Raw genomic sequence first — 24,066 nt, 5'->3', positions numbered from 1 at the left:
AAACCCATGTCCGAATCCAATGAAGTCGACGAAATCGTCGGCGAGGTACGCAAATTCAGTGTCGCGATGATGGCGGCGATGAAGCGCCACACCCAGGCCGGGAACTGGCTGGAGCGCCGCAAGGCGCGCAAGGACATCAGTCGAGTGGTCCGGGCCGAGCAGCGGGAGCAGGCCCAGGCCCGAACACAGGATCTGACCTGGACTAGTCAGGCGGTGGATCGCTACCGCGCCCACGCGCACGCCGTCGCGGCCCGAGCCGCGGATCCGAGGATCGATCACGACCGCCGCGATCGCGACGGCGCAGGGTTGATGCGGCACCGTGACGATCTGGCGGGCCAGTTCGTGAGCAGTAGTCATTTGACCCCCACCGAGCAGGGGATCGCCCTGGAAGGTTTGGACGCGGTGACTGTGTTCCCGGAGTACGAGACCGGTGATCTGTTCGGCCGTGCGCACAAGGTCAGGGGTTTGGAAGCGCTGCGCTACCGGGCAAGGGTGGCCCGGGAAAAGGTCGGTGCGAAGGAACGTGCAACGACCGAGCAGGCTGCTTGGCAGGCCAACGCGGACTCCGCGGAGCGCGTGTCCTGGGAGTCCAGCGTGGAGGCCGCGCGCCGCGCGAACCAGCAACGGGGCGAGCTGAACCGGATCGAGAAGGCTCAGCCCGATCAGCGCCGCTATCGCGGGCAGATGAGCTGGACCGACAACGAGGGTGGGGTGATCTCGGAGTCCCGGTTCTTCCCGACCGAGCACGCCGCGACCGAATGGATCGGCCGCAGCATCGATCACACGCTGTGGACCGAGGGCACCACGGTGCAGGTCGACACGTTCGACTCCGACAGTGGTGCAACTCAATACGCCGATCGGGGCCGACCGGAAATCGTGGCCGAGCGGGCGGCAGCGCGGGAAGCGGTGCTGCGGGAGCAGACCTTGCCTTGGCAGGTGCACGAAAACCAGTCGGCGCAGGCCCGCGAGAGCGAGCAGGAAGCCCCGCATTTCCGCAGCTCGGTCACCTATCTGCCCGAGGGTGCGAATCAGGTTCAGTACGAGCGCGCCCGCCACGGCAGCGAGATCGAGTCAGCGGTGTGGATCCACAACCAGGTCAGCACCATTCGGCCGGCGGCTGATTCCCGGGTCCTTGTCTCGTCCTGGGAATACGACGCAAAAGGCAACACCGCACCGGCATTCCAGGCTGAGGGCGGTCCGCAGTTCGTCGTCGATGAGGTGACGCAGTGGTGGGACGGCGCCGAGCACGAGCACGACCGGCAGCGCGCCGAGCAGCCCCGGGAATCGGTCGCCGCAGAACGCGATCAGCTGCGCGGTGAACTCGATTCGCTGACAGCGAGGCATCGGCTCTCGATCGAGCACAACGGCGATCTGACCGACCGGAACGCGGAGTTGACGCGGCGGATGGCCGCACTGGCCGCCGAGCGCGATCAGTTGCGCGGCGAGCGTGACGAGGCGGTCCGCAAGGTCGTCGAGCGCACCCCAGCGGGGGAGCGTTTCGGAAGCCCGCAGCGTCGAGCCGAACAGGCCCGCAGGTCGACTCGGACGGAGTCTGCAGAACACGTCGGCCCTGAACAAGGCCGTAAGCGGCCCAAGTCCGAGCATGAGGAGGCCGTACAGGAGTGGAACGAGTTGGTCGGCGGCAATGTGGCCCGCGCCGAAATCCTGCAAGGCCTTTCGGAGTCCGATATCGCGCGACGCCAGCTCGGCGAGGTCGAGTGGACCCGGTTCTGCAACGGCACCGAAGACGTGAATGAGGTTGCTCGCCAATGGGTCAGCGGTGGGGCCGAGAAGTACTGGGCCGAGCGCGACGCCCGAGAAGGCAACGCACAGACCACTACCCACACGCAGCCGAGTGAGGATCGCTCGGCACTGGCGGATTACCAGCCCGGGCGCACCCTCGCCGATGCCGTCGCACACAACGGACACGACAGAGAGGAGATGGAGCGATGAGCGCCGACGACGAGCGCGCGCTGCGGTGGGCGCAGGGCACCGGCGAGCCGCGGGTGGAGTTCGCGCCGGAGGAATTGTGCATGGACACGGTGCTGGTGTCGCTGGCGCTTTCCGGGCTAGACCGCAGCGATGCCGCGATCCGCGCCTACCACGCCACCCGTGTCCCGGACCCGGCAGAAGCCCAGTGGCGCACCGATTACACCCGTGCCTACCACCGCCGCGATCTCGCCGAGGACCAGCCGTGGCGTGATCACCCGGACGCGCTCTGGCTCCGGGCGCGAGCAAGTGAGATCGAAGACCGCTGGGCCGCGGATCCGGTGATCGGTCCGCGCTGGGCGGAGCTGGACCAGCTGCGGGTCGGCGCCGAGTACGGCAGGCCGCCGGCGTGGTGGCGCGGGGAGTTGCCGACCATGCCGGGCGTTCCAGCGCCCGGCATGGACCCGGTGACGTGGCGCAGTCAGTGCCAAGCACACGACCTGACCAGCCACGGCCGATGGCCCGCCATCACCACAACATCCAATCGAGAGGACACCGAACCAATGAACGACATTACCGACCCCCAGCACGGCGCCGAGTCCGATGAGACCGAATCGCAGACCGAGCAGCAGATGCGCGCGGACTTCATGTACGCGTGGGGGAGTCATTCGGACGACCCGGCCGAATACGACCCGGCTGATTCACTTGACTACTCCGAGTACGCGGGTCCGTGGCTCAGCGGCGACAAGCAGTGGATGGACGAGTGGATCTACCTCGAAGACGCGACGTTGCGCTGGCACGACGACAACCTCGACCCCGACCGGGAAACTCAGCCCGTCGACACTGAGGCCTTGTCGCCGGTCCGGCGTCGTAGCGAGGAGCAGGCCCAGTACGTCGCCGAGCACGGTATCGAGCGCGACGAACACGGGATGCTGAACTCGCACTACGTCACTCGCGTACAGGAGCGCGCCGAGATCCTGGTCTCGCCGTCACCGTTGGCCGAATTCCTGCCCGGCAATGCGCTGGCCGCGCATGCGGCGAACTGCGAGCGCGACGGGATCGAGCGGTGAGCGCCCCGGCCATCGAGGCCACGATGCCCGCCGACACCGTGCAAGAGCCCGGCGAGCCGATGATGCGGCCGGCGTCTCTGCGGTCTCCGGTCCGGGCGGCCTGTACGGCGACGCCGAAATCTGCAGTCGCGATCCGGTTGTCGTCGGGCGGCGCCGTCGATGTTCACGAGCTGTTGACCGCCGCGCAGCAGCGCGCAGCGGAGTTGGAGGAGCAGTTGGCCGCCGCGGTCGCGCGCGGTGATGCCGCCGAGCAGCAGGCCGCGCAACTGAAAGACCGCAACCGGGAGATGGCCGTCGATCTCGACAACGCCCTGGATCAGCTTGCCGGGCATGCCCTGCACGTCGAGCAAGAACGACTGTTCCGGACCCCGGCATGGAACTCGTGGACCGCGTCAGCCGAGCGAGAGGGAGGTGGATTCGAGCGATGAGCACCGCTGACCGGCCGCCCGCACCGGCTCCCATGGCAGACACCGATCGGCCGTCTCCTGCTCCTGCCCTGGAGCCGGGGGAGGAGACGAATCAGGTCCAGCACAACGCAACCGAATGGTTGGAGGAGACGATGGAGCACCCCGAGGAGACGATCGAGGAGACGGCCCAGGAGACCCTCCAGGGGTGGGACCGGGTCGAAATGGCAGCCGTTATCACCGTGGTCGCGGTGCTGACTGCCGCGTGTGGCTGGTCAGCTATCGCCCTGCACGGTCTCGCACGGCAGTCCGGCGTCACGTCGTGGCTGGCGTGGGGTGCCCCGATCATCGTGGACGGACCGCTGTTCCAGTCGGCCATCGCGCTGGTGGTCCTGAAACGGCGCGCCAACGCCGGCGTCATTGTCGAACCGCGGCACAAGTGGTTCTTCTGGTGGATGCTGGCCGCATCGGAGCTGATCAGCCTGATCGGCAACGGCGCTCACGCCGCGAAAGTTCCTGTCACGCCGCTGATTTCAGCGATCATCGCAGGAGCTGCTCCGGTCGCGGCGATGGCGGTCATGCACGGATTCACGATCCTCATCGAGGTTCCGCGCAAACCCGCACCGCACGCGCAGGCAGGCAATCGTGAGCAAGCCACGCTCGCAACGGATTTCGATACCTCCCAGGTATTGACACCCGTCGTGTCTGTGGGAGACGGCACATCGTCTCCTACCGTCTCCACCCCGTCTCCTACGCGTCTCCAGGAGGCGACCGAGGAGACGCCGCCCGTCTCCTATCCGTCTCCAGGAGACACCGATCCGGCAGCGCAGGAGACAGCAGGCAGCCCCGAGGAGCGAGACGCGGCCGTCTGGGCGCTGCATCAGGGCGGCAAGAGCTTGCGTGAGATCGCCGAAATCACGGATCTGTCGAAGGGCTACGTCGGCAAGATCCTGGCCCGGCTCAAAGCCGAGCACGCCGCCGATGACAGCGAGCAGGCCACCGACGACGGGACGGGGGTGGTGCTGAAGTTCGTTCGCTGACCGACTGCCGAGGGTGGTTCGGGAGCGTATCGGGCGGTGTTTCTCCCGCGTCAAGGGCGCCGAAGGCGTCGCTGCGCGATCGAGAACCCTCTGACCCGCGAGCCTCGCACCACCCGCAGAGCAGGAGCCCTGAAGGGCAGGCAGCGAGCCTGCCCCTTCAATTCCCCTTCACCACAGCATTTCTCACTCACATGGAGGACATCATGACCAACGCATTGACCGACCTGGACCAGATCAACGCCGAGCTGATGGGCACCGGTGCCCGGAACCCGTTCGGCAAGGACGTACAGCCCGGCGACGGGGTGACCGGCGAGATCGTCTCGGTTGTGCGCCGCCACCGCCACAACAGCCAGGGGCAGCCCTTGTTCTGGGTCAACCGCAAACCGATGGTCGCTGCGGGCGGTGACCCGGTGATCGATTCGCAGCTCATCCTCGAAACCGACGCCCGCGCCGATGATCAGGACGACGGGTTGCGTGCGATCACCCTGGACCGCGATATCCAGCGGGCCATCAGCGCGGGTGTGCGCCGCGCCCGCGCCGGCGGAATCGCGATCGGCGGGAGGATCGACGGCCTGCTCTACATCGGCCCGGTCGAGGGCGGTGGTTACGGCCGCATCTACGACATGGGCGGCTATATCGCACCCGCCACATAGCCGAGATCCCCGCGGCCTTCGAGCCCCTAGCCCGTTCCGAACGGGCTGGGGGCTTTGTCGTGTTCACAGTCTTTCGGCTGCCCGTGGTCCGGCCTTCGGCTCACCACCTGAATGTTCCCCGGCCCCTTCCTCCGAAGGCTTTTCGTGCCCGGACAGTGGGTTGCTCAAGGGTGGCCGCAGGCCATCGCCGTAGGCGACGCGACGCAGGAGCGCCCTTGAACAACCCGGTGACCGGGTACACACTGTCCGGCCGAGGAAGGGCCCTGCTCGTGTCACGGCATCGGCGGATCGGAGTCGATCTTGACGTGATCGACGGCGCGAAAAACGCGCGAGAAACCCGCGAATCAGGCATACAAGGAGGTGCGGGGTTTTCGCGCCACCGGACCACTACACCAACTAGCCCTGAGCTGGGGCTCAGGGCATGATTTTCGCTCACTCCCCACCCCCACCCAATCCGACATCTCATCGCCCACTTCGTGTTCAACGAGATGTCGGATTGGGTGGGGGTGGGGAGTAATCAAAAATCAAAAAGAAGAAGTAAGAGAGAGTTGGTGTGGTGGTAAAGAGAAAAAGAGAAAAAGAAGTGGTTGCGTTGGGTAGCTGTCGGAAAGTTAGCGAGTGGGCTGGGTTGGCATACGGATCGCCTTGCCTTCGGCGGCGCTTCCAGCTGGTCGACTCGTGCATGCATGTATCTGTCTAGAGCACGCGGCTATGTGCGGGCTGCAGCGGCGTAGCGCGTGTGACGGCAAGTGTGTGTGGGTGCGCGGTCGGAGCCCGCGGAAGAGCTTGCACGGCCTGGCGGCCGTGTGCCCCTGGGTGGTGGCGCCTGCATTGTGTTCCCGCGCCCCTCACGCCTCAAGGGCGCCTACGGCGTCGGCAAGCCGATGGCGCAAGCGCCACCCTTGACCCGCGAGCCTCTGCGCGAGAAGAGCAGGCTTTAAGGGGCAGGCCGGTGGCCTGCCCGGTGTTGGCGCAAGCGCCACCACCCAGGGGCAAAGAACCCGCCCACGCGGCGGTCCGCAGCAGGAATCGCAAGGTCTGTCCTGCGGGACTTGTGTTGGCCTACTTCGGTATTCGGGTTAGCGAGATCGCTACCGAGTCCGAATCTGCTGCCCCAGATAGCAACTCAGTGGCATCTAGATAGCAACTATCGAGCGAGAGGGTAGTGGCGGCCCGATGATTGTCGACGAACGGGCCACCGATTCGCGGCGAAATACCCGCCATTCGTACCGGTGAAAGATGCTGGTAGAGGTAACTATTGGACCGTACTAGCTCATATCGGTCGGTGGGCGCGGATATCGTTGAATGGGTGTCGAATTCGATACGGTCCAGGATCCCGGGGGGTTCGTCGTGCTGATATTGAATGCCGATCGGTCGTTGCCGAGTGCCACCGAAGAGCAGGTTGTGAAGTGGATGCGGACCTGGCAGGGCCAGCATCTGATCCCGGGGGTAGCGATTTCTGGGTGCTTCATCCCGGACCGGAAAAATCCGGATCGTGCGATCGAGGCCGATCTGGTGATGAGTAGCGTTTTCGGCGCGCCGGATGTGGCCGTGGGCTTGACGATCTCACCCGAGGGCGTCTCGAACCTGGTCCCATTGCGTCTTTGCCCGGTGTGCATACCGCTGGGTAGTGGAGATGCTGGCGTGGCCGAGCAACCGCGAGACCTCGTGGATCGGGACCCCATGCTCCAGTAGTCGGCTGGCGTAGGTGTGCCGCAGATCGTGAAGGCGGACGTGTCCGATCTGATGGCGTCCCCGGCCCTTGCCGACATATGCGATTCGAACCGAGGCGTCGAAACGGGTCCGCAGATTGGACGGGTCGAACGGCCGACCTTCTGTGTGCGCGAGGACCAGTCCGGTGTGCACATGGGCATTCCGGGGGTAGCTGACCGGTGCAGGTGCACGCTTGCCAATGCCGACTTGCGAAAGGTGGCTGTCGAGCAACTTGGTCAGCGTCGCACCGATCGGGATGCTCCGGCGTTCATGGTCCTTCGGATCCTTCATATCCTGCGCAACCGGGTCGTACGACCATTCGATCGACACCAATCGACGCTTGAGGTCCACGTTCTCCCAGTGCAGGCCCATCGCCTCGCCTAGCCGCATGCCGGTGCCGAGCAGTACACCCACGACCAGCTTGTCGAATTCGGACAACGAAGCATCAATTGCTGAAACTTCGCTGCTGTCCAAATATCGGTCGGGCATCGGGCCTGCTTTCGGGAGCGTGATGCCCTTGCATGGGTTGACTGTGACCACCCTGGCGCGTTGAGCCGCCTTCATGGACGAGCTCAGGAGGTAGTAGCACTTGGCGACCGTCGACGCGGCCATGCCTGCCTTCGAGAGGTCTGTCACCCACTGCTGGATGACATCGGGCGTGATGTCCCGGAGAGGAGTCTTCTGCCACCGCGGGCGAACGTGGTCGCGGAGCCGACCTTGGTCGGAGCGGTCTGTGCTCTTCACCACAATCCGAGCGGCCTGCCACCGTTTCTCCCACTCGCCCCAAGTGAGCGTCTTCGCCTCGCGCGGCGTCGGCGTATCTCGCTCGCCCACTTCTTGTGCCGCCGCCTGCCGCTTCGCCTCCTCTTTCCGGGCATAGGTCCCGGGAAGGCGGCTCTTCGCGCCTGTGGCGTCGCGGTAGACACCGCTGTAGCGGCCGCTGGGAAGTTTCTCGGCCCATGCCATCTCGGTCGTCCTCCATCGATAACGATGTGGGGCAGGCGTGGGGCATGTTGTAGTCTGTCCCCGCTAAGCCCCTTTAGCTCAGTTGGTAGAGCTGGTGACTTTTAATCACTAGGTCGTAGGTTCGAGTCCTACAGGGGGCACAACACGATTCAGGGGCACCTACGGGTGCCCCTGTTGCTGTCTGTGCCCCAGGATTGCCCCATGATTCTAACGTTCCCGCAGGTAGATGCGGTGAAACTCGCGGATTAAAAGTCCGTAGCTCTACCAACTGAGCTATAGGGGCGCGGTCGGTCAGTTTAGTGGTTCACCCGCCCAAGTGTTAAACGAGTATCCGATTGTGTTCCGGCAGGGCGTGTTTGCGCTGGTCATGCCGGTTTGCGCGGGGCGTGTCGGCCTGGTTGGCGGGCGTTGCGCGCGTGTCGCGGTTCTCGGGCGGGTGACGCGCCGTGCCGATCGGCTGACGCGCTGTGCCGATCGCTCGCGCTTCGGCGGAATGGGATGGGGTCGCAGGGGGACCATGGAGGGCTGTGAGGGTTCGGACCGGTCGGTGGGGACTGTGACGGAGTGGGCCCGCGCGCCGGGGGCGGAGGCGTGGGCCGGACGAGGGGTGCGACCCGCCTCCGCCCGGGGGCGGCGGACGGGGGCCGGCGCACGCCGGAACCCGCGCTGTACTGCTCCGGGGCAATCGCCTTGCCACTCAGATTGTTTCGATTCGCCTGGTTGTGAATATCATCCAATGGTGATGTGTGGCAAGCATTTTGGTGCAGAGGGTGGGGACCGGGTAGCACCGGCGCCGGGTTGGCGGCGTCGGGCCGGTGGTGATGCCGCGTGGGCCGGGGTGGGTGCCGCGGATGTGGCCGGTATGCCGAACATCCGTGGGATATGGGCGAATTCGTCTTTTCGGACCATTCACCCAGCCGTTAGCTGGGGAATTGCGGCTTTCGATAGGGGGCATGCTGGCTAACTGACTCTCCGGTACACCTCACGCAGGGTGCGCATTCCGGGTACGGTGACCGACTGGTGAATTCCTGAAGAACCGGGATTGCCCCGGCAGCACGGGATTCGGCTTATCGTTGAAGTGCCCGAACGTGTCGCGAGCGGTTCCGGCCGATCGCGGCTCCAATAGATCAGGCTGCGGGAGGCGGATCCAGACGACGAGAACGCCCGGGTGCGCACCCCCTGCGGCGCACCCGGGCGGGAAAAACTATACCAGTTGGTGTGTTTCAAGTTTTTCGCGCTTTTTCGTACCAAAAGTTTGGTAATTCGGGCGAAGCCCGTTTTGAAGTATTTGAAAGACACGTAACTTTGCGTCGAGGGCGCCCTATGGAACTCCAGGGGTAGTCAGCGGCGGTAGCTAGCTTCGGAGGCGTTTCGAGCATGGCACGGCAGCAAGAGCGGGCCCGCCGGACACGCGCGGCGATCATTCGGTCCGCCGCCGTTGAGTTCGGGAAGAGCGGCTATGCCGCTGCATCGCTCAACCGCATATTGGAAGGTTCACGCGCCACCAAGGGCGCCATGTACTTTCACTTCGACTCCAAGGAGGACCTGGCTCGCGCGGTCTTGGAAGCGGCTGTGGACCGCTACCGCGTATCCACTGAAAGATGGCTCGGCAGAGGGGATCTCGGACCCCTGGACGTGCTGCACGGCATGATCGACGAGATCGCCCTGCGGCTGGAGAACGACATCATCATCCAGGCCGAGTTCCGGCTCATTATCGAGCCGGAGTTCTACCGTGACATCCAGGCCGGTGGCGGCCGCATTCTCGGGCGGTCGATCCGGCTGCTCGCGGTGCGCGCCACCGAACACAAACAGTTGCGCGGCGACACCGATACCGATCGCTTCACCCGCACGCTGGCGGCGGCCCTGGCGGGCCAGCGCTATATCGCCGATGTGCTGGGTGGTCCGACCGATCTGCGTTCGCGGTTCACCGAGGCGCTCGAGATGATCGTGGAAGCCACCGCGACTCCCGAGTGGACCGAGGAGTTCCGGCGGGTCGGCTGGAAGGTCTCCGCTCGGCTGGAAGATCTCAATTTGGGAGTCTGACCAGCAGATTTGGGATTAGAGCGGATGCTGTCATAAGCTATCTCCGCTCCCAACGGAAGCCGTTGAGTGTAACGGTCCGGAGAAATCCGGCGGGCCCCCTTCGTCTAGCGGCCTAGGACGCCGCCCTTTCAAGGCGGTAGCGCGGGTTCGAATCCCGTAGGGGGTACATCGGTGGAAACGCCGATGTAGTGGAGCAAGCAAGGCCCTGTAGCGCAGCTGGTTAGCGCGCCGCCCTGTCACGGCGGAGGTCGCGGGTTCGAGTCCCGTCAGGGTCGCAGACCTATATCTTGGCATTCGTTCCGGGTGCTTCGGCCAGGTAGCTCAGTTGGTACGAGCGTCCGCCTGAAAAGCGGAAGGTCGCCGGTTCGATCCCGGCTCTGGCCACCAGTACAAGAAGGCCGCACCCCAGGGTGCGGCCTTTTTCGTGTGTTCACCGCCGCAGCTTCTGATCTTGATGGGATGCTGGATCGATGGCTGAGGAAGACAACCAGTGGTACTACTGCATCGATCATCACAAGGCGGAGCAGGGGAAGCAGTGCTGGGTGGGCGGGCGGATGGGGCCGTATCCCGATAAGGCCACTGCGGAGCGGGCCTTGGAGATCGCGCGGGCGCGGAACAAGGCGGCCGACGAAGGTGACGACTGATTTCGTGAGTTTCGGGGTAACTCCCCGGGTACCCCCAAAATCGGGTTGGCTCCCAACCGCCGGCACGCGTGCACGACGTTTAACGGCTCTTAGTTGGGCGCTTAAAGGTTCGGAGAGGCGGAGTTGTAAGGTGCCGTGAGCAGAAAACTGCGATGTGCCCGTCTGTACGGCATTCGTACGGGCGAGGATCGAGCGGGAGGGCGACCCTTGAAGGTGACCGTGGTGGTGCCGACCTACAACGAGCGGGAGAACCTGCCGGTGGCGGTGGAGCGGCTGACCGCGCTACCGGTGGCAGACCTGCATGTGCTGGTCGTGGACGACAATTCGCCGGACGGCACGGGCGAGGTGGCCGACAAGCTGGCCGTCGACCTGCCGAACGTGGTGAGCGTGCTGCATCGCACCGAGAAGGACGGCCTGGGGAGGGCCTACATCGCGGGTATTACGCGTGCGCTCGACGAGGGTGCGGATGTGGTCATCCAGATGGATGCCGACCTGTCGCATCCGGCCGAGGTGATTCCGGCCATGCTGGAGAAGCTGCAGACCACCGACGCGGGCGTGGTGCTCGGATCCCGGTATGTTCCCGGCGGTTCCACGGCCGACGAGTGGAAGTGGCACCGCAAGGCGCTCTCCGCGTGGGCCAACTTCTACGTGAATCTGCTGCTGCGGCTCGGGGTGAAGGATGCCACCGCCGGATTCAAGGCGTGGAAGGCCGATACGCTGCGCGCCATCGACGTGGCCTCCATCAAGAGCAACGGTTACTCGTTCCAGGTGGAGATGAACTACCGGACCGTCAAGAAGGGCATCGCGATCGCGGAGGTGCCGATCCGGTTCGAGGAGCGCACCAAGGGCGCATCCAAGATGAGCCTGAAGGTACAGCTGGAATCGGCCCTGATGCCCTGGAAGCTGTTGTTCGGCAAGCAGGTTTAGGACTGGCAGTCCCGCCTCCCCGGACCTTTAGCGCCCAGCTGAGAGCCGTTGACTGTCATGCATGCGTGCCGGCGGTTGGGAGCGCACCCGGTTTTGGGAGTACCCCAGGAGTTACCCTCGTCTCCCGAGATCACGAGTTGCGCTGGGAGACCGGGGTAGTTATTCCTCGTCTGGCCAGTGCAGCAGGGTATCGACGAACTGCTGACGGACCTGCGCCACTTCAACATCCATGTGGTCCGGGTCCCAGCCGCTGACGTCGATGGGCGGCAGCACGGCCACGTCCACGACGCCCTTGCGGATGACCGGTGAGTTGCGCCAGGCGATTTCGCCGGCATTGCGGATCACCACCGGGATGATCGGCACTCCGGCCTGGATGGCGATGTGGAAGGCCCCCTTCTTCAAGGGCCCGACGCGCGGTGTCATGGAGCGGGTGCCCTCGGGGGCGATGACGACGGACAGTCCGCCGCGCAGGGTTTCGACCACCGGCTCCAGGGCGGCCTTGGTGGCGGTGGTATCGCCCCGATCGATGAATGTGACCTCCACGAAGCGCATGAGCGGCCCGAAGAGCGGGTTGTTGGCGATTTCGCGCTTGGCGATACCGGTGAATCCGACGCCGAGCACCTCGGCGATCACGATGACGTCGAACTGGCTCTGGTGATTGAAGATGAACACGGCAGGCCGTGGGGCCCTGGCATTTTCGGCTCCCAGCACCCGCACCTGCACTCCGGTGCCGCGCAGGGTGGAGTCGGCGGCGACGGTCATCATCGAATCCGCCATCTGCCTGCGCTTTTTGGTGTGCGCCTTGGCCGCGACACCGAACAGCGCACCGCCCACCAGCGCCCCGAATCCGGCGAAGGTGCGGGCGTAGTCGGTGGCCTTGGGCGCCTGCCGGGGCCGGAAATGCAGGACCGGCCAATCCTTTTCGGCGGCCTCGAGTACCACGCGCGGGTCCGGATTGACGGCGACCGGTTGCCCCGCGACTCCCAGTAGCGGCAGGTCGGCGGCACTGTCGGCGTACACCCAGCTGCGTGTCAGGTCGATCCCGTGTGCGGTGGCGAAGCGCCGGACGGCATCGGCTTTGCCGTTGCGCCACAGCGGCTTCCCGTCCACATGCCCGGTGAGCAGCCCGTCCTGTACCGCCATGGTCGTGCACAGCACATTCGGGATGCCGAGTTCGGCGGCGACCGGCTGCACCTGATACCGGGTGAGCGAGCTCACGAGTATCAGTGTGTGCCCGGCGGTTTCGTGCTCGCGAATGAGCCGCCACGCCTCCGGATACAGGTGCCCGTGCACGGTCTTGTCGAACAGTGTCGCACCGAGCTGCTCGAGTTCGCTCTCGGGCACTCCGGCCCAGGTCTGCATGGCCTGCTGTAGGAAGCGCTCGTATTCGCCTTCGCTGCGGGCCCCGCGAATGCTGCCGAGCAGGGTGGCGGTGAGTCCGGTGGAACCGGTGCGCCGCCGCAGGATTCGCCGCATTGCCGCAGGCGGGTTGAAGCCGTGCAGGACGGTGCCGCCGAAGTCGAAGATCGCGGCGATACCGGGTCCCTGCGGCCCGGAGCGGATGGCGGCGACGGCGGTGTCGAGATCGATGGTGTTGACGGGTTGTTCGATGATGCCGACGCCCGGCCGGGGCGGCGGCGAGAGTAGCTCTCCGGCGGCGCGGTGTGTCACAGCGCTTCCCGCCGATTGGACGGGTCCAGGGTGGCGGCCCGGTTGATGCGGGCCCCGATGGCGCGCAGTTCGCCGGCGAAGCGGGTGCGCCGGGCGACCAGGTCTTCCGGGTCGTCGGAGGGTTCGAGCAACCGGTGATTGTCGGCGAGTTTGAGTGCGCTGCCGAACAATTCGGAGGAGACCGATTCGGGGCTGTGCAGTCGCTGCTGCAGCAGCATTTGCCTGCCGACCTGCAGACATTCGTCGAGGAAGGCCTTCTTGTCGACGGCGAGCGCCGGATCGCGGGCGGCCAGGCGTTCGGCGACCACGAGCTGGGCGTCGAAGAAGGAGCGCAGTACCCGGTGCGCCATCATGAATCCGGATTCCGCCAGCCGGGCGAGGATTTCGGAGCCGACGGTCCCGGCGGCGGTGCGCCGGTGCCACTCCGGGTCCACGCGCAGCATCTCGGCGGTGAGCTGGCTGGTGAACTCGGCGCGCTCCGGGAAGAAGAATTCGAATTTCAGCAGGTCACGCAGCCGGTAGGCGGCTTCCCAGCCGACCCGCAGCTGATCGCCCTCGGGCGCTTCGACGGCGGTGAGGATGGCCAACTCCAGGATGGCGCGATTGGCGAACCAGTGCACCGCGCTGTTGCGGTAGAAAGCGGCCTCCAGATGCGCGCCCGCGCCGATCGAGTAGACCGGTTCCAGCCCGCCGCGGTACACGGTGACCACCTTGGCCACGGCCAGTTGTTCGAGCACGACGGCGAGCCCGTGATCGTCACGCAGCGTGACGAGTTCGCCGCACGGCAGGTCCCTGCTCCCGATGTAGTCCAGCACGGGTGCGATGGCGGTGCGCAGCTCACGACGGGTGAGGGCGCGTTCGTGCACGCCGAGCAGCACCAGCGTGGTGAGGGCGTTGACGGTGATCGGGGTGACGTCGTTGATGCCGACGGCGACCTCGAAGGCGAGCCGCTGCACCGCCAGGTGTTCTCGCTCCACGACCTCCGGTGCGGCCGCGAAGTCGTGCGGGCGCAAAGGATCTCCGAGTGCGGCGAGCCGGTCGCGCGCCGACAGCGGGTTCCCGAAGCGCACGTATACATGCCCCGCCGAATGCTGTTGATTGCGCACATAGCGCGCCAGCCAGGCCAGTCCCTCGGGTTGTTTACTGCCACCGGTTTGTTCGTCGGCAATGGCGCCGATTTCATTGAGCCGCTCATAGGTGATGGAGACCGGAACCAGCATCACATCATCAATGCGCGATGAACGCAGTGCTGCCGCAAGATAATTCAACAGGCCATAGCGCGGCGGCCGGAGTTTACCGGTGCGGGTGCGCCCGCCTTCGAAATACCATTCGAGATTGAATCGTTTGGCGAGTAGATAGGCGAAGTATTCTTCGACGACTGCTTTGTACACTTCGTCATCGCCGAAACTGCGCCGAATGAATACGGTTCCGGTGCGCCGGGCAATGGGTCCGATCGGCCAGAATTTCAGGTTTGCTCCGCCGACCACATGATTGGGCGGAAAGTCATTGCGCGCCAGAATATCTCCGAGCACGAACGCGTCCACATAAGACCGGTGCGAGGGCAGGAACACCAGTGGATAGCGGCGATTCAGGGCCCGCAGCCGATCCAGTCCGGCCGGGTCGTCGTCGACCTTCCAGGTGGAGGCGTGCACCGGGCGCATGGCCTGGGTGAACAGATCGGATACCAGCCGGCTCTGCGCCGCGACCAGTTCCCGCAGCCCGCGTTCGGCCCGCCGGTACACCTCGCGCGCGGGCGTATCCGTTTGTTCCGCAATGGCATCCAGCCGGCGCAGGAACACCGGCGAGTCCAGGATCTCCTCGACCACCAGTCGCGGCACCTTGTACCGGTCGCCGATGACGGCGCGCTCGGCGCGTTCCAGGGCGACGATGCCCGCGCGCACGATGGCGCGTGCGAAGGCTTCCGGCGCTCCGGCCGCGCCCGGGTTGTTGGCGCGTAGTTCGCTCAGGCGCGCGGGTGCGCCGGTGAGGACCAGATGCCGGTCGGGCGCCGTGGTGACGAGCCGCCGCTGCATGAGCCGATTCGGCTTGCGCGGATTGGAGAGCGTGAGCAGATCGCCGAAGCTGGTGCGCCGCACCCCATCGCGTTCGGGCGGCAGCCACAGCACGCGCACCGGCACCACCAGTGGGTCGTCGTGGCGTCCGACGAGCCGGTCGCCGATGGCGTCGGCGTCCAGGTCGAGTTGGGTGACCGGTGCGCTGGTGCCGAACTCCTGGGCGATCCCGCCTTCGGCCAGCCAGCTGCCGATGAGTTCGCGTTCGACCCGTCCGGTGGCATCGACGAGCGCCACCACCGAACCGGGGATGGTGGCGGCTCCCGGGAGCCGGCTGTCGTGATCGAGCATCTGTAGTTCCCTCCGCGCGTGAACCGCCGCAACCCATTGAAGCGGAAAGGGGGGTGCCGGGACGGCAGGTCGCTCAATTCCTCGATCGTGGTGCGGGATTCGCGGCGTGACGGAGCTCGCTTTCGTGGCCTTTCTCTTCGAAGCAAGGTAATGCTAACCTCGCTCGATAAGTTAGGTAAGCATAACCTTGGAGGACCGGTGGCAGCCACGGACGAACGGTTACGGCTCGACGACGAGCAGCGATGGGGCGAACACGTCACCGATCCGGTGGCAGCGGTATCCGCGCTCGCGGCGGCGGATCGCTTCGGTGAATATGTGGTCTACGAAAAGCCGGGCGTCTGGGTTTTCGCAGCCGATCCACTCGGCGGAGTGGAACTGGACGCCGACGAACTGCGGTCGACCTGGGACGGCCGGACTACCGCCGGCGCCTGGGAGGGCAGTCCGGCACAGGCCGTGGATCGCGCCCTGGCCGAATTGCCGCTCGGGCAGCGAAACACATACGGCTGGATCGGTTTCGAGTTCTGCGCCTGGTCACTCGGCGCGACCACGCACGTGCACCCCCGAGCCACGCTGGCGCATCTGATGATTCCGCGCATCGAGGTGCGCATCGACGAGGCCGGAGTCCGGGTCGCCGGGGCCACGCCCGCCGAGACCGCGGATATCCACGAGCTGATCGCCGCTTCGCAGGGCACTGCGCTTCCGGTGGCGCATCCGGTGGATGTCACCCTGGACCCGACCGCCTACGCCGACCGCGTCGCGACCGGCGTCGCCGAGATCCATGCCGGTAAATATCAGAAGGTGATCCTGTCGCGGAAGGTGGATCTGCCCTTCGCCGTGAACATTCCGGACACCTACCGGCTGGGACGCATGAACAACACCCCGGCCCGCTCCTTCCTACTGCGGCTTGGCGGTCTCGAAGCTGCCGGGTTCAGTCCCGAACTGGTGGCCGCCGTGGACGCGGATCGCATGGTCACCACCGAACCGCTCGCGGGCACCCGGGCCTTCGGTCGCGGTGCGGCCGTCGATACGGCGGCCCGCGCCGAGCTGATCAGCGATCCCAAAGAGATTGTCGAGCACGCCATTTCCGTGCAGACCTCTTTCTCGGAGATCGCCGCCGTCGCCGAACCGGAGACCACCGTGGTCTCGGATTTCATGGCGGTGCGTGAGCGCGGCAGTGTGCAGCATCTGGCCTCCACGGTGAAGGGCCTGCTGGCGGCCGATCGGAGCCCGTGGGATGCGCTGGAAACCCTGTTCCCGTCGGTGACGGCGTCCGGGATTCCCAAGGCGGCCGGCGTCGACGCGGTCTTCCGCCTCGATCATGATCCGCGCGGCCTGTATTCCGGTGCGGTGGTGACAGTTTCACCGGACGGTGCGCTGGAGGCGACGCTGGTGCTGCGTGCCGTTTATCAGACCGGCGAGGGCGCGTGGCTGCGCGCGGGGGCGGGTGTGGTCGGCCAGTCCCTGCCGGAGCGCGAATTCGAGGAGACCTGCGAGAAATTGGGCAGCGTCGCACCGTATGTCGTACGGGCATAACGCTGCTCGGTGACTCAGACCGGGAAGTCGACGCCGGTCAGCCGTTCCGCCAGCTCCCAGAGCTGGCGGGCGGTCTTCTCATCGTGTGAGGCGGAGCTGGAGCTCACCAGGCCCGGCTGTCCGCGCCAGCCGAACCATTCGGAAGGCCCGTAGTAGCCGCCCGGTTCGGCCTCGCCGGCGGCGGCGAAAAGGGTGGGCAGCGCGCCCGCTTCGGCGCTCTGCGCGATCAGTCGATTGCCCAGGTCGATGATCTGCTCCAGCAGATTCTGGGCCTTGGAATTGATCTCGGTGGCCGCGTATCCCGGATGCGCGGCCACCGCCATTTTCGGCGACTCCACCGTGCACAGTCGCCGCTGTAGCTCGTAGGTGAACAGCAGCAGCGCCAGCTTCGACTGGGCGTACGCGCCGAATCGCTGGTAGGAGCGATGCTCCCAGTTCAGGTCGTCCAGGTCCATGCGGCCGATGTAGTGCGTGACGCTGGTGACATTCACTATGCGTGCCGAAATGCGGTCCAGCAGTAGACCGCTCAGCGCGAAGTGGCCCAGGAAATTGGTGCCGATCTGCAGCTCGAAACCGTCGGCGGTGCGGCTGTACGGCACCGCCATCACACCGGCATTGTTGACCAGGACATCCGCGTGGTCCACGGTGTCGGCGAAGGCGCGCACCGAGCGCAGATCGGCGAGGTCGAGCGAGCGCACCTGCACCCGGCCCTTGATCGTTTTGGCGACGGCCTGGCCCTTGATCTCATTGCGGCAGGCCATGATCACGAGCCCGCCGGCCTCCGCCAGCGCCCGCGCGGTGGCCGCGCCCAGCCCGCTCGTCGCACCGGTCACGATGTAGGTCTTGTCGGTCAGATCCGGAATATTCGACGTGTTCCACCCACCCATAGCCGAACTCTATGGTGTGGGTGGCTCCTTGTCCTGCCGAATGTGTTCAGGTGTCGCGCAGCACTTTCTTGTCGATCTTGCCGACGGCGGTGACCGGCAGGGTGTCGGCCCGGCGCAGCACGTCCGGCAGCTTGTAGGTCGCGAGTCCGCGCTCGGTCAGGAAGGTCTTGACCGCCGCGAGCGACGGCATCTCGCCATCGACCACCAGTACCGCGCAGACCCTTTCGCCGAGGGTGGCATCGGGCAGGCCGACGGCGGCGGCGTGCCGGACCGCCGGAAGCGCCAGCAGGTGCTCCTCGAGTTCGTCGCAGGAGATGTTCTCGCCGCCGCGATTGATCACATCCTTGATGCGGCCGGAGACCATGAGGTGCCCGCTCGGCAGGCGGCGCACCAGATCGCCGCTGCGGTAGTAGCCGTCGGGGGTGAAGGCGCGCGAATTGTGTTCGGGGGCACGGTAGTAGCCGCGAATCGTGTACGGGCCGCGGGTGAGCAGCTCACCCTCTTCGCAGTCGGGGACATCGTTGCCGTCGGCGTCGACCACCCGCACCTCGTCGGTGGGGGAGAGGGGGCGGCCCTGGGTGGTGCACACCATCTCATCGGAATCGTCGAGACGGGTGTAGTTGAGCAGGCCCTCCGCCATGCCGAATACCTGCTGCAGCCGCACCTTCAGAGCAGGCTCCACCTCACGCGCATTGACCTCGGCCAGCCGCGCGCCGCCGACCTGCAGCAGGCGCAGGGACGCAAGCTCGGCCTCCTCCCATTCCACTGCGGCGCACCACAATTGCGCCAGCGGCGGGACCACGGCGGTGACCGTCACACCGTGCCGTTCGATGGCGGCGAAGGCGTTCTCCGGGCTCGGATCGGTGATGAACACCATGCCGCCGCCGGTGGCGATGGTGCCGAGAATGCCGGGACAGGACAGCGGAAAGTTGTGTGCGACAGGCAGTGTCGCGAGATAGACATCGTCGGGGCCGAGCTCGCAGAGCGCGGCGCTGGACTCCGCGTTATAGGTGTAGTCGTCGTGGGTGCGGGCGATCAGCTTCGGCAATCCGGTGGTGCCGCCCGACACCAGCATGAGGGCGATATCGGTGGCGTCGATCTCCGGCAGCGAATCACCTTCCGCGGGAACGGAATGCAGATCGGTGAACGCGCCCGGGTCACCGAGGACGAGCACATGCCGCAGCGCAGGCACGGCGGTTTGCACCTGCTCTGCCAGGGTGCGGTAGTCGAAGTCGCCGAGCCGATCGGCGATGACGTACGCGACCGCGCCGGAGAGCCGGGTGAGGTGCTCGATCTCGGCCCGGCGATGCGCGGGCAGGGTCAGCACCGGAATGATTCCGGCCCGCAGCAACCCGAACAGCACCGGTACGAACTCCAGCACATTGGGCAGCTGGACGACGACCCGATCCCCGGGGCGCAGGCCCAGTGCCAGCATCCCGTGCGCCATCCGGTCTGCGGCGACATCCAGCTGGTCATAGGTCGCCCCCGCGCCGGGCGTGCCGGGATCGGCGAGCAGCGCCGGGCGATCGGGCCACTGCCGGGCGGCCTCGCTCAGGAGTTCGCCGAGCGGGCGTCCCGCCCAGTACCCGGCTTGCCGATAGCCCTCCGCGATATCGGCGGGGAAGGGGACGAAGCCGTCACGGTGGTCCCGGACGGCGGGCGGTATCGATGTCACAGCGACGACCTCTAGCGAGTAGGGGTTACTTTGAAAGGTTAGGCAACCCTATCTCACAGAGTCGGCGTCAGTGCGTCGCAGGCAGTACGCAGCCGTCCTTCAGCACTCCGATGTCGTGGAAGAACTGGTAGCAGGCCGGATCATCGGGCAGTTTCACGTGGAATCCTTCGAGCAGGAACGTCGCGACGATATTCACCACGATGACCAGCGCGAGGAGTCCGGGCGCCAACTTGCCCGCCATGCGATGCGGCACATCCGGAATCGTGGCGGTCGCGGTCAGATACGAAAACGACAGCACCACACCGATAGTCGTGATGGCGGCGACGAACAGAATCCACGCCCACACGTACAGGTGCAGCCCGAACACCGCGCCCATGTACCCGGGATCGCCCGGCAGGATGTGCAACATGGTCTGCCGCCAGGCCGTGAAGCCACCGCCGAAACAGGCCACGATCGCCAGCCCCCAGCCGACCGCGTAGTCGCGCGGCGCGATGACGCCGTTCATGCCCTTGCGCACGATGTACGCCCCGCCCAGCGCGGCCAGCATCATGAAATAGCGCTGCAGCATGCACAGCGGGCACGGGTACTCCCAGTTGACGAACTGGAATCCGAGCCCGCCGCAGATCACGCCGGCCCAGCCGGCCGTGAAGATGACGGCCAGCCAGAACTGGACCTGACCGAGTGCGCCGCTGCGGTTTTCGGTGCCGACGGTCTCGGTCACCATGTCAGCCCCAGGCCGAGGCTGCTGGTGATGTGCAATTTCAGCAGTACGGCGCTCAGCAGGGCCACGATCCACCATGCGGCCAGGATCGAGCGCCGGGAATTCTGTCTGTAGATCAGGATCAAAACCCCCAGCAAACCCAAGAGTATGAGCGTGTCCATAGTCGCGGACGCTACCGCTTCACCTGGTAGAAGCTGATTAATGCGAGACTGACACGCCGCCGGGTTCCACTTCCGGAAGCGGCCGCAATTTCCGGGCATAACACCGGTGCGGGCGAGATCCGGCGGTGACGCCCGCCCGCCCCTAGACTCGACCAGGTGAGTGGTTGGGACATCGCCGACATCCCGGATCAGACCGGTCGAACGGTCATCGTCACGGGCGCCAACAGCGGGCTGGGCGCGGCAACAACGCGCGCGCTCGCCGGAGCCGGGGCGCAGGTGATCATGGCCTGCCGCAATGAGGTGAAGGCCCGATCCGTTGCCGCCGAGATCGGCAAGGGTGTGCAGGTGCGCCGCCTCGATCTCGCCGATCTGGGCTCGATACGCGAATTCGCCGACTCCATCGATGCGGTCGATGTGCTGATCAACAATGCGGGCGTGATGGCGGTGCCGCTGAAGCGCACCGCCGACGGCTTCGAAATGCAGGTCGGCACAAACCATCTCGGCCACTTCGCGCTGACCGGCCTGCTGCTGGACAAGGTGCGCGACCGCATCGTCACGCTCTCCAGCGGTATGCACACCATGGGCAAGATCGACCTCGAGGACCTCAACTGGGAGCGCCGCCGCTATCAGCGCTGGCCCGCCTACGGACAATCCAAGCTCGCGAACCTCATGTTCGCCTACGAATTACAGCGCCGACTGACGGCCGCGGGTTCTTCGAAGCTGTCACTGGCCGCGCATCCCGGCTACGCGGCCACCGAGTTGCAGTCGCATACCGACTCCCTCTATGACGTGCTGATGGCCGTGGCCAATCGGGTGGTCGCGCAGAGCGCGCAAATGGGTGCGCTGCCAACACTTTTCGCCGCCACCGCCGCCGAGGTGGAGCCGGGGCGGTTCTACGGTCCCACCGGTTTGCGCGGCCTGCGCGGTCATCCCGGCCGCAGCGGTTCCAGCTCCGCCTCCCGCGACGAGGTGACCGCCCGCCGCCTGTGGGAGCTGTCCGAACAGCTGACCAAGATCAGCTACTCCTTCCCGCGCCGATAGCGAAAAATCATGAGTGTTCCGTTCGACCGCCGGGATCAGCTGGACAAGATTCAAGCGGGGCTGCTGCCGGGTGAGGCGATCATCGCCGTATACGACGCGATCGGGGTGGGCACCGGATTCCTGGGGCTCACCGATCGGCGGGTGATCATTCAGGACAACTCGTTCGTGGGGAAGAAGATCGCCATCACGAGCATCCCGTACGCGCGGATCAGCAGCGTCAGCATTCTCACCAACAAGTCGTTCGCCGGGCAGTGGTTCTCCTCCGGAAACTTGGCCATCAGCACCGGGCATCACACCTACGACGTGGAGTTTCGCGGCGATGACAAGACCCGGCACGCGCACGACGTGATCCTGCACTACATCACGCGATAGCCGGACCGTCCGAGCAGTGGAACGCGATCCCGCAGGATGAGACGGATGGCCGGTCTGTGGGGATCGCCACAGGCATCTTTTCCGATTTCTGATACTGTGCCGGGCATGCAGCGCACGTATTTCTGGTTTAGCCAGCCGGCCCCGGGTGGGTCGCGCGGCGTGAACCTGCGCTGACCTCTTCCACCCCGAGCCGGACGAACACAGACCGGCGCCAAGGGGTTTCGCAGTAACTCTCCGTGGGTCGGCCTGAGACAAGGAACCCACGATCATGACTCTCGCAGCCGATATCGACCGGCATGCCGATCTTGATGACCAGCGCACCCTCAGCGTGAGCCCGCTCAGCTCACCGCGTGAGGTCCGTCATGCGCACCCGATCGACGATGCGCTCGCCGACACCGTGCGCGCCGGGCGCAAGGCCACCGTCGACGTACTCACCGGTGACGACGACCGCCTCATGGTGATCGTCGGCCCGTGCTCGGTGCACGACACCGCTGCCGCCATGGACTACGCGCGCAAACTGGCCGCGAAGTCGGAGGAGCTCGGGGACCGGCTGCACGTGGTCATGCGCGTGTACTTCGAGAAGCCGCGCACCACGCTCGGGTGGAAGGGTCTGATCAACGATCCGCACCTGGACGGCAGCTTCGATATCAATACCGGCCTGAATGTCGGCCGTGAGCTGCTGGTGGACATCACCGCGCTCGGCCTGCCGGTGGCGTGCGAATTCCTGGACCCCATCACCCCGCAGTACATCGCGGACCTGGTGTCCTACGGTGCGATCGGCGCGCGGACCGCCGCCAGCCAGGTGCACCGGCAGCTCTCCAGCGCCCTGTCCATGCCGGTCGGCATCAAGAACGGCACCGATGGTGATGTGCAGGTCGCGGTCGACGGCGTGCGCGCCGCGGCGGCCAGCCACGTCTTCCCCGGCACCGACCTCGACGGGCGTTCGGCGCTCATCCGCACCGCCGGCAACCCGGACTGCCATGTCATCCTGCGCGGTGGCAGCAACGGCACCAATTACGATGCCGCCTCCTGCGCGGAAGCCCTTATCCGCCTGGAGAAGTCGTCGCTGCCGCAGCGCCTCGTCGTGGATGCTTCGCACGGCAACAGCAATAAGGACCACAATAAGCAGGTCGACGTCGTCACCGATATCGCCGACCGCATCGCCGTCGGCGAACAGGGCGTGGTCGGTCTCATGCTGGAGAGCTTCCTCGTCGCCGGCCGCCAGGACCTCACCCTCGGCCACGCCGAAGACCTGGCCTACGGCCAGTCCATCACCGACGCCTGCCTCGACTGGGACGTCACCGCAACCCAGCTCGACCGCCTGGCCGACGCCGTCGCCGCCCGCCGCGCCAACCGCGCCTAGAGGTCAGCCCGCCCGTCATCCGGCGCGTCACCCGGGCGCGGTAGGTGGCTCAGCACCTCATGATTCGGCGTGACCTATCCCGGCGCGTTTTTGGCCGGGATCCACTGAAACCCGTTGGACCGCTGCGGGTGTGGATCCCGGCCAAAAGCATGCCGGGATGACGATCGTGTGCCGGGATGACGATCGTGTGTCGGGATGACGATCGTGTGCCTGGACGATGGCGCCCGCGTCTTGGGCGTCAGACGTCGGCGGGCCAGTCGGTGGCGGGGGTGGTGGGGTCGGTGTGCAGGCGGGAGGCTATCCAGCTGTCGCGGCGGGTGCCGCGTTGCAGGCAGCCGCCGCGCAGGAGGCCCTCGTAGCGGAAGCCGGCGCGGCGGGCTACGGCGGCGGAGGGGTGGTTGCCGACTATGGCACGCCATTCGATGCGGGCCAGGCCCAGGAAATCGGGGTGGAATCCGGCCTCGCAGGCCAGGTGCACGGCCTGGGTCATGAGGCCGCGTCCGCGCGCGCCCTTAGCGAGCCAGAAGCCGATCTCGGCGGCGGCATCCTCGCGGCGGGAATCGATGGGGCCCAGGCCGATCATGCCGATCACGGGGGCGTCCGCGGCGAGGCGCAGGGCCCAGGTGGGGCTGCGTCCGGCCCAGCCGGGGGTCACCATGTCGTAGACGAACTTCTCGGCGTCGGCCCGGACATAGGGGACCGGCATGGTGGTCCACTGCCCGACCGACGGTTCCTGGCAGCAGGCGGTGATGCCGTCGATATCCTGCACTGTCGGCGGCGACAGCCAGACTGTTCCGTTCGAGAGTGTCCGCGCATCCATCGAGCCATGCTGTCATGGAACCGGACACAGGAAGTATCGAGTTTTCCCGGGACCGGTGCCGGGCGTGTCG

20 protein-coding genes and 5 tRNA genes are annotated in these 24,066 nt (G+C 66.0%); 16 read left to right on the top strand and 9 right to left on the bottom strand.

All coding sequences use genetic code 11. The features are described 5' to 3' along the window. Positions 1 to 6 precede the first annotated feature (6 nt). The 5 genes from JWN03_RS33185 (at position 7) to JWN03_RS33165 (ending at position 5,096) form a co-directional block, all read left to right on the top strand. Entirely contained in the window at positions 7 to 1,953 is a 1,947-nt protein-coding gene (locus JWN03_RS33185; protein ID WP_297623229.1) for a hypothetical protein, read from the top strand. Next, on the top strand, positions 1,950 to 2,999 hold the full coding sequence (locus JWN03_RS33180) for a hypothetical protein (protein ID WP_297623227.1): 1,050 nt from the start codon (positions 1,950 to 1,952) through the stop codon (positions 2,997 to 2,999). The genes JWN03_RS33185 and JWN03_RS33180 overlap by 4 nt, the downstream gene beginning before the upstream one ends. Next, a complete protein-coding gene (locus JWN03_RS33175; protein ID WP_297623225.1) occupies positions 2,996 to 3,427 on the top strand; it encodes a hypothetical protein in 432 nt (143 codons plus the stop codon). The genes JWN03_RS33180 and JWN03_RS33175 overlap by 4 nt, the downstream gene beginning before the upstream one ends. Continuing rightward, complete coding sequence (locus JWN03_RS33170) at positions 3,424 to 4,443, top strand: DUF2637 domain-containing protein (protein ID WP_297623223.1); 1,020 nt, start codon at positions 3,424 to 3,426, stop codon at positions 4,441 to 4,443. Before JWN03_RS33175 ends, JWN03_RS33170 begins: the two co-directional genes overlap by 4 nt. A 203-nt stretch (positions 4,444 to 4,646) precedes the next feature. Further along, on the top strand, positions 4,647 to 5,096 hold the full coding sequence (locus JWN03_RS33165) for a hypothetical protein (protein ID WP_297623221.1): 450 nt from the start codon (positions 4,647 to 4,649) through the stop codon (positions 5,094 to 5,096). Positions 5,097 to 6,662: 1,566 nt separating this feature from the next. Here the strand turns inward: JWN03_RS33165 and JWN03_RS33160 are convergent. Continuing rightward, entirely contained in the window at positions 6,663 to 7,775 is a 1,113-nt protein-coding gene (locus JWN03_RS33160; RefSeq protein ID WP_297623219.1) for a tyrosine-type recombinase/integrase, read from the bottom strand. A 67-nt stretch (positions 7,776 to 7,842) separates the two neighbouring features. Here JWN03_RS33160 and JWN03_RS33155 point away from each other — a divergent pair. Continuing rightward, positions 7,843 to 7,915, top strand: a tRNA-Lys gene (locus JWN03_RS33155). A 44-nt stretch (positions 7,916 to 7,959) separates the two neighbouring features. Here the strand turns inward: JWN03_RS33155 and JWN03_RS33150 are convergent. Beyond that, positions 7,960 to 8,058: transfer RNA gene (locus JWN03_RS33150), tRNA-Lys, on the bottom strand. A gap of 1,094 nt (positions 8,059 to 9,152) precedes the next feature. Between JWN03_RS33150 and JWN03_RS33145 the strand changes: the two genes are divergently transcribed. The 6 genes from JWN03_RS33145 to JWN03_RS33120 all read left to right on the top strand — a co-directional run bounded on the left by JWN03_RS33145 (position 9,153) and on the right by JWN03_RS33120 (position 11,389). Next, the gene (locus JWN03_RS33145) at positions 9,153 to 9,818 is read left to right on the top strand and encodes a TetR/AcrR family transcriptional regulator (RefSeq protein ID WP_297623217.1); all 666 of its coding nucleotides are present in this window, start codon (positions 9,153 to 9,155) and stop codon (positions 9,816 to 9,818) included. 93 nt (positions 9,819 to 9,911) lie between these two features. Next, positions 9,912 to 9,984: transfer RNA gene (locus JWN03_RS33140), tRNA-Glu, on the top strand. 35 nt (positions 9,985 to 10,019) lie between these two features. After that, positions 10,020 to 10,093 (top strand) — tRNA-Asp (locus JWN03_RS33135). A gap of 35 nt (positions 10,094 to 10,128) precedes the next feature. Further along, a tRNA-Phe gene (locus tag JWN03_RS33130) sits at positions 10,129 to 10,205 on the top strand. 83 nt (positions 10,206 to 10,288) lie between these two features. Continuing rightward, on the top strand, positions 10,289 to 10,462 hold the full coding sequence (locus JWN03_RS33125; RefSeq protein WP_297623216.1) for a hypothetical protein: 174 nt from the start codon (positions 10,289 to 10,291) through the stop codon (positions 10,460 to 10,462). 225 nt (positions 10,463 to 10,687) lie between these two features. After that, positions 10,688 to 11,389: a polyprenol monophosphomannose synthase gene (locus JWN03_RS33120; protein WP_441343108.1), complete on the top strand. Its 702-nt coding sequence runs from the start codon at positions 10,688 to 10,690 to the stop codon at positions 11,387 to 11,389. A 159-nt stretch (positions 11,390 to 11,548) separates the two neighbouring features. Here the strand turns inward: JWN03_RS33120 and JWN03_RS33115 are convergent, their stop codons facing one another. Continuing rightward, positions 11,549 to 13,060, bottom strand: coding sequence for an HAD-IB family hydrolase (locus tag JWN03_RS33115; protein ID WP_297623213.1), 1,512 nt, complete (start codon positions 13,058 to 13,060; stop codon positions 11,549 to 11,551). Beyond that, a complete protein-coding gene (locus JWN03_RS33110; RefSeq protein ID WP_297623211.1) occupies positions 13,057 to 15,423 on the bottom strand; it encodes a glycerol-3-phosphate 1-O-acyltransferase in 2,367 nt (788 codons plus the stop codon). The genes JWN03_RS33115 and JWN03_RS33110 overlap by 4 nt, the downstream gene beginning before the upstream one ends. Before the next feature lie 198 nt (positions 15,424 to 15,621). Between JWN03_RS33110 and JWN03_RS33105 the strand changes: the two genes are divergently transcribed. Then, entirely contained in the window at positions 15,622 to 16,956 is a 1,335-nt protein-coding gene (locus tag JWN03_RS33105) for a salicylate synthase (RefSeq protein ID WP_297623209.1), read from the top strand. Positions 16,957 to 16,970: 14 nt separating this feature from the next. Here the strand turns inward: JWN03_RS33105 and JWN03_RS33100 are convergent, their stop codons facing one another. The 4 genes from JWN03_RS33100 to JWN03_RS33085 form a co-directional block, all read right to left on the bottom strand. Beyond that, the gene (locus tag JWN03_RS33100; protein WP_297623207.1) at positions 16,971 to 17,843 is read right to left on the bottom strand and encodes an oxidoreductase; all 873 of its coding nucleotides are present in this window, start codon (positions 17,841 to 17,843) and stop codon (positions 16,971 to 16,973) included. 46 nt (positions 17,844 to 17,889) lie between these two features. Continuing rightward, the gene (locus JWN03_RS33095; RefSeq protein WP_441343107.1) at positions 17,890 to 19,509 is read right to left on the bottom strand and encodes a (2,3-dihydroxybenzoyl)adenylate synthase; all 1,620 of its coding nucleotides are present in this window, start codon (positions 19,507 to 19,509) and stop codon (positions 17,890 to 17,892) included. Positions 19,510 to 19,585: 76 nt separating this feature from the next. Then, on the bottom strand, positions 19,586 to 20,242 hold the full coding sequence (locus JWN03_RS33090) for a disulfide bond formation protein B (protein ID WP_297623203.1): 657 nt from the start codon (positions 20,240 to 20,242) through the stop codon (positions 19,586 to 19,588). Then, complete coding sequence (locus JWN03_RS33085) at positions 20,236 to 20,400, bottom strand: DUF5993 family protein (RefSeq protein ID WP_297623201.1); 165 nt, start codon at positions 20,398 to 20,400, stop codon at positions 20,236 to 20,238. Before JWN03_RS33085 ends, JWN03_RS33090 begins: the two co-directional genes overlap by 7 nt. 156 nt (positions 20,401 to 20,556) lie before the next feature. On the opposite strand from JWN03_RS33085, the gene JWN03_RS33080 reads away from it, so the two are divergent. From JWN03_RS33080 to JWN03_RS33070, 3 genes are all read left to right on the top strand, one after another. Beyond that, complete coding sequence (locus JWN03_RS33080) at positions 20,557 to 21,441, top strand: oxidoreductase (protein ID WP_297623199.1); 885 nt, start codon at positions 20,557 to 20,559, stop codon at positions 21,439 to 21,441. Positions 21,442 to 21,450: 9 nt separating this feature from the next. Next, positions 21,451 to 21,813 (top strand): PH domain-containing protein, encoded by a 363-nt coding sequence (locus JWN03_RS33075; protein ID WP_297623197.1) that lies wholly within the window; start codon positions 21,451 to 21,453, stop codon positions 21,811 to 21,813. Positions 21,814 to 22,081: 268 nt separating this feature from the next. After that, positions 22,082 to 23,176: a 3-deoxy-7-phosphoheptulonate synthase gene (locus JWN03_RS33070; protein WP_297623195.1), complete on the top strand. Its 1,095-nt coding sequence runs from the start codon at positions 22,082 to 22,084 to the stop codon at positions 23,174 to 23,176. A gap of 238 nt (positions 23,177 to 23,414) precedes the next feature. Here JWN03_RS33070 and JWN03_RS33065 read toward each other — a convergent pair whose 3' ends face one another. Continuing rightward, positions 23,415 to 23,996, bottom strand: a complete 582-nt coding sequence (locus JWN03_RS33065) for a GNAT family N-acetyltransferase (protein ID WP_297623193.1) — start codon at positions 23,994 to 23,996, stop codon at positions 23,415 to 23,417. Between the last annotated feature and the right edge of the window lie 70 nt (positions 23,997 to 24,066).

The sequence above is a fragment of the Nocardia sp. genome, from assembly GCF_025465275.1.
GTDB lineage: Bacteria > Actinomycetota > Actinomycetes > Mycobacteriales > Mycobacteriaceae > Nocardia.
This window is presented reverse-complemented; position numbering and strand designations above follow the sequence as displayed.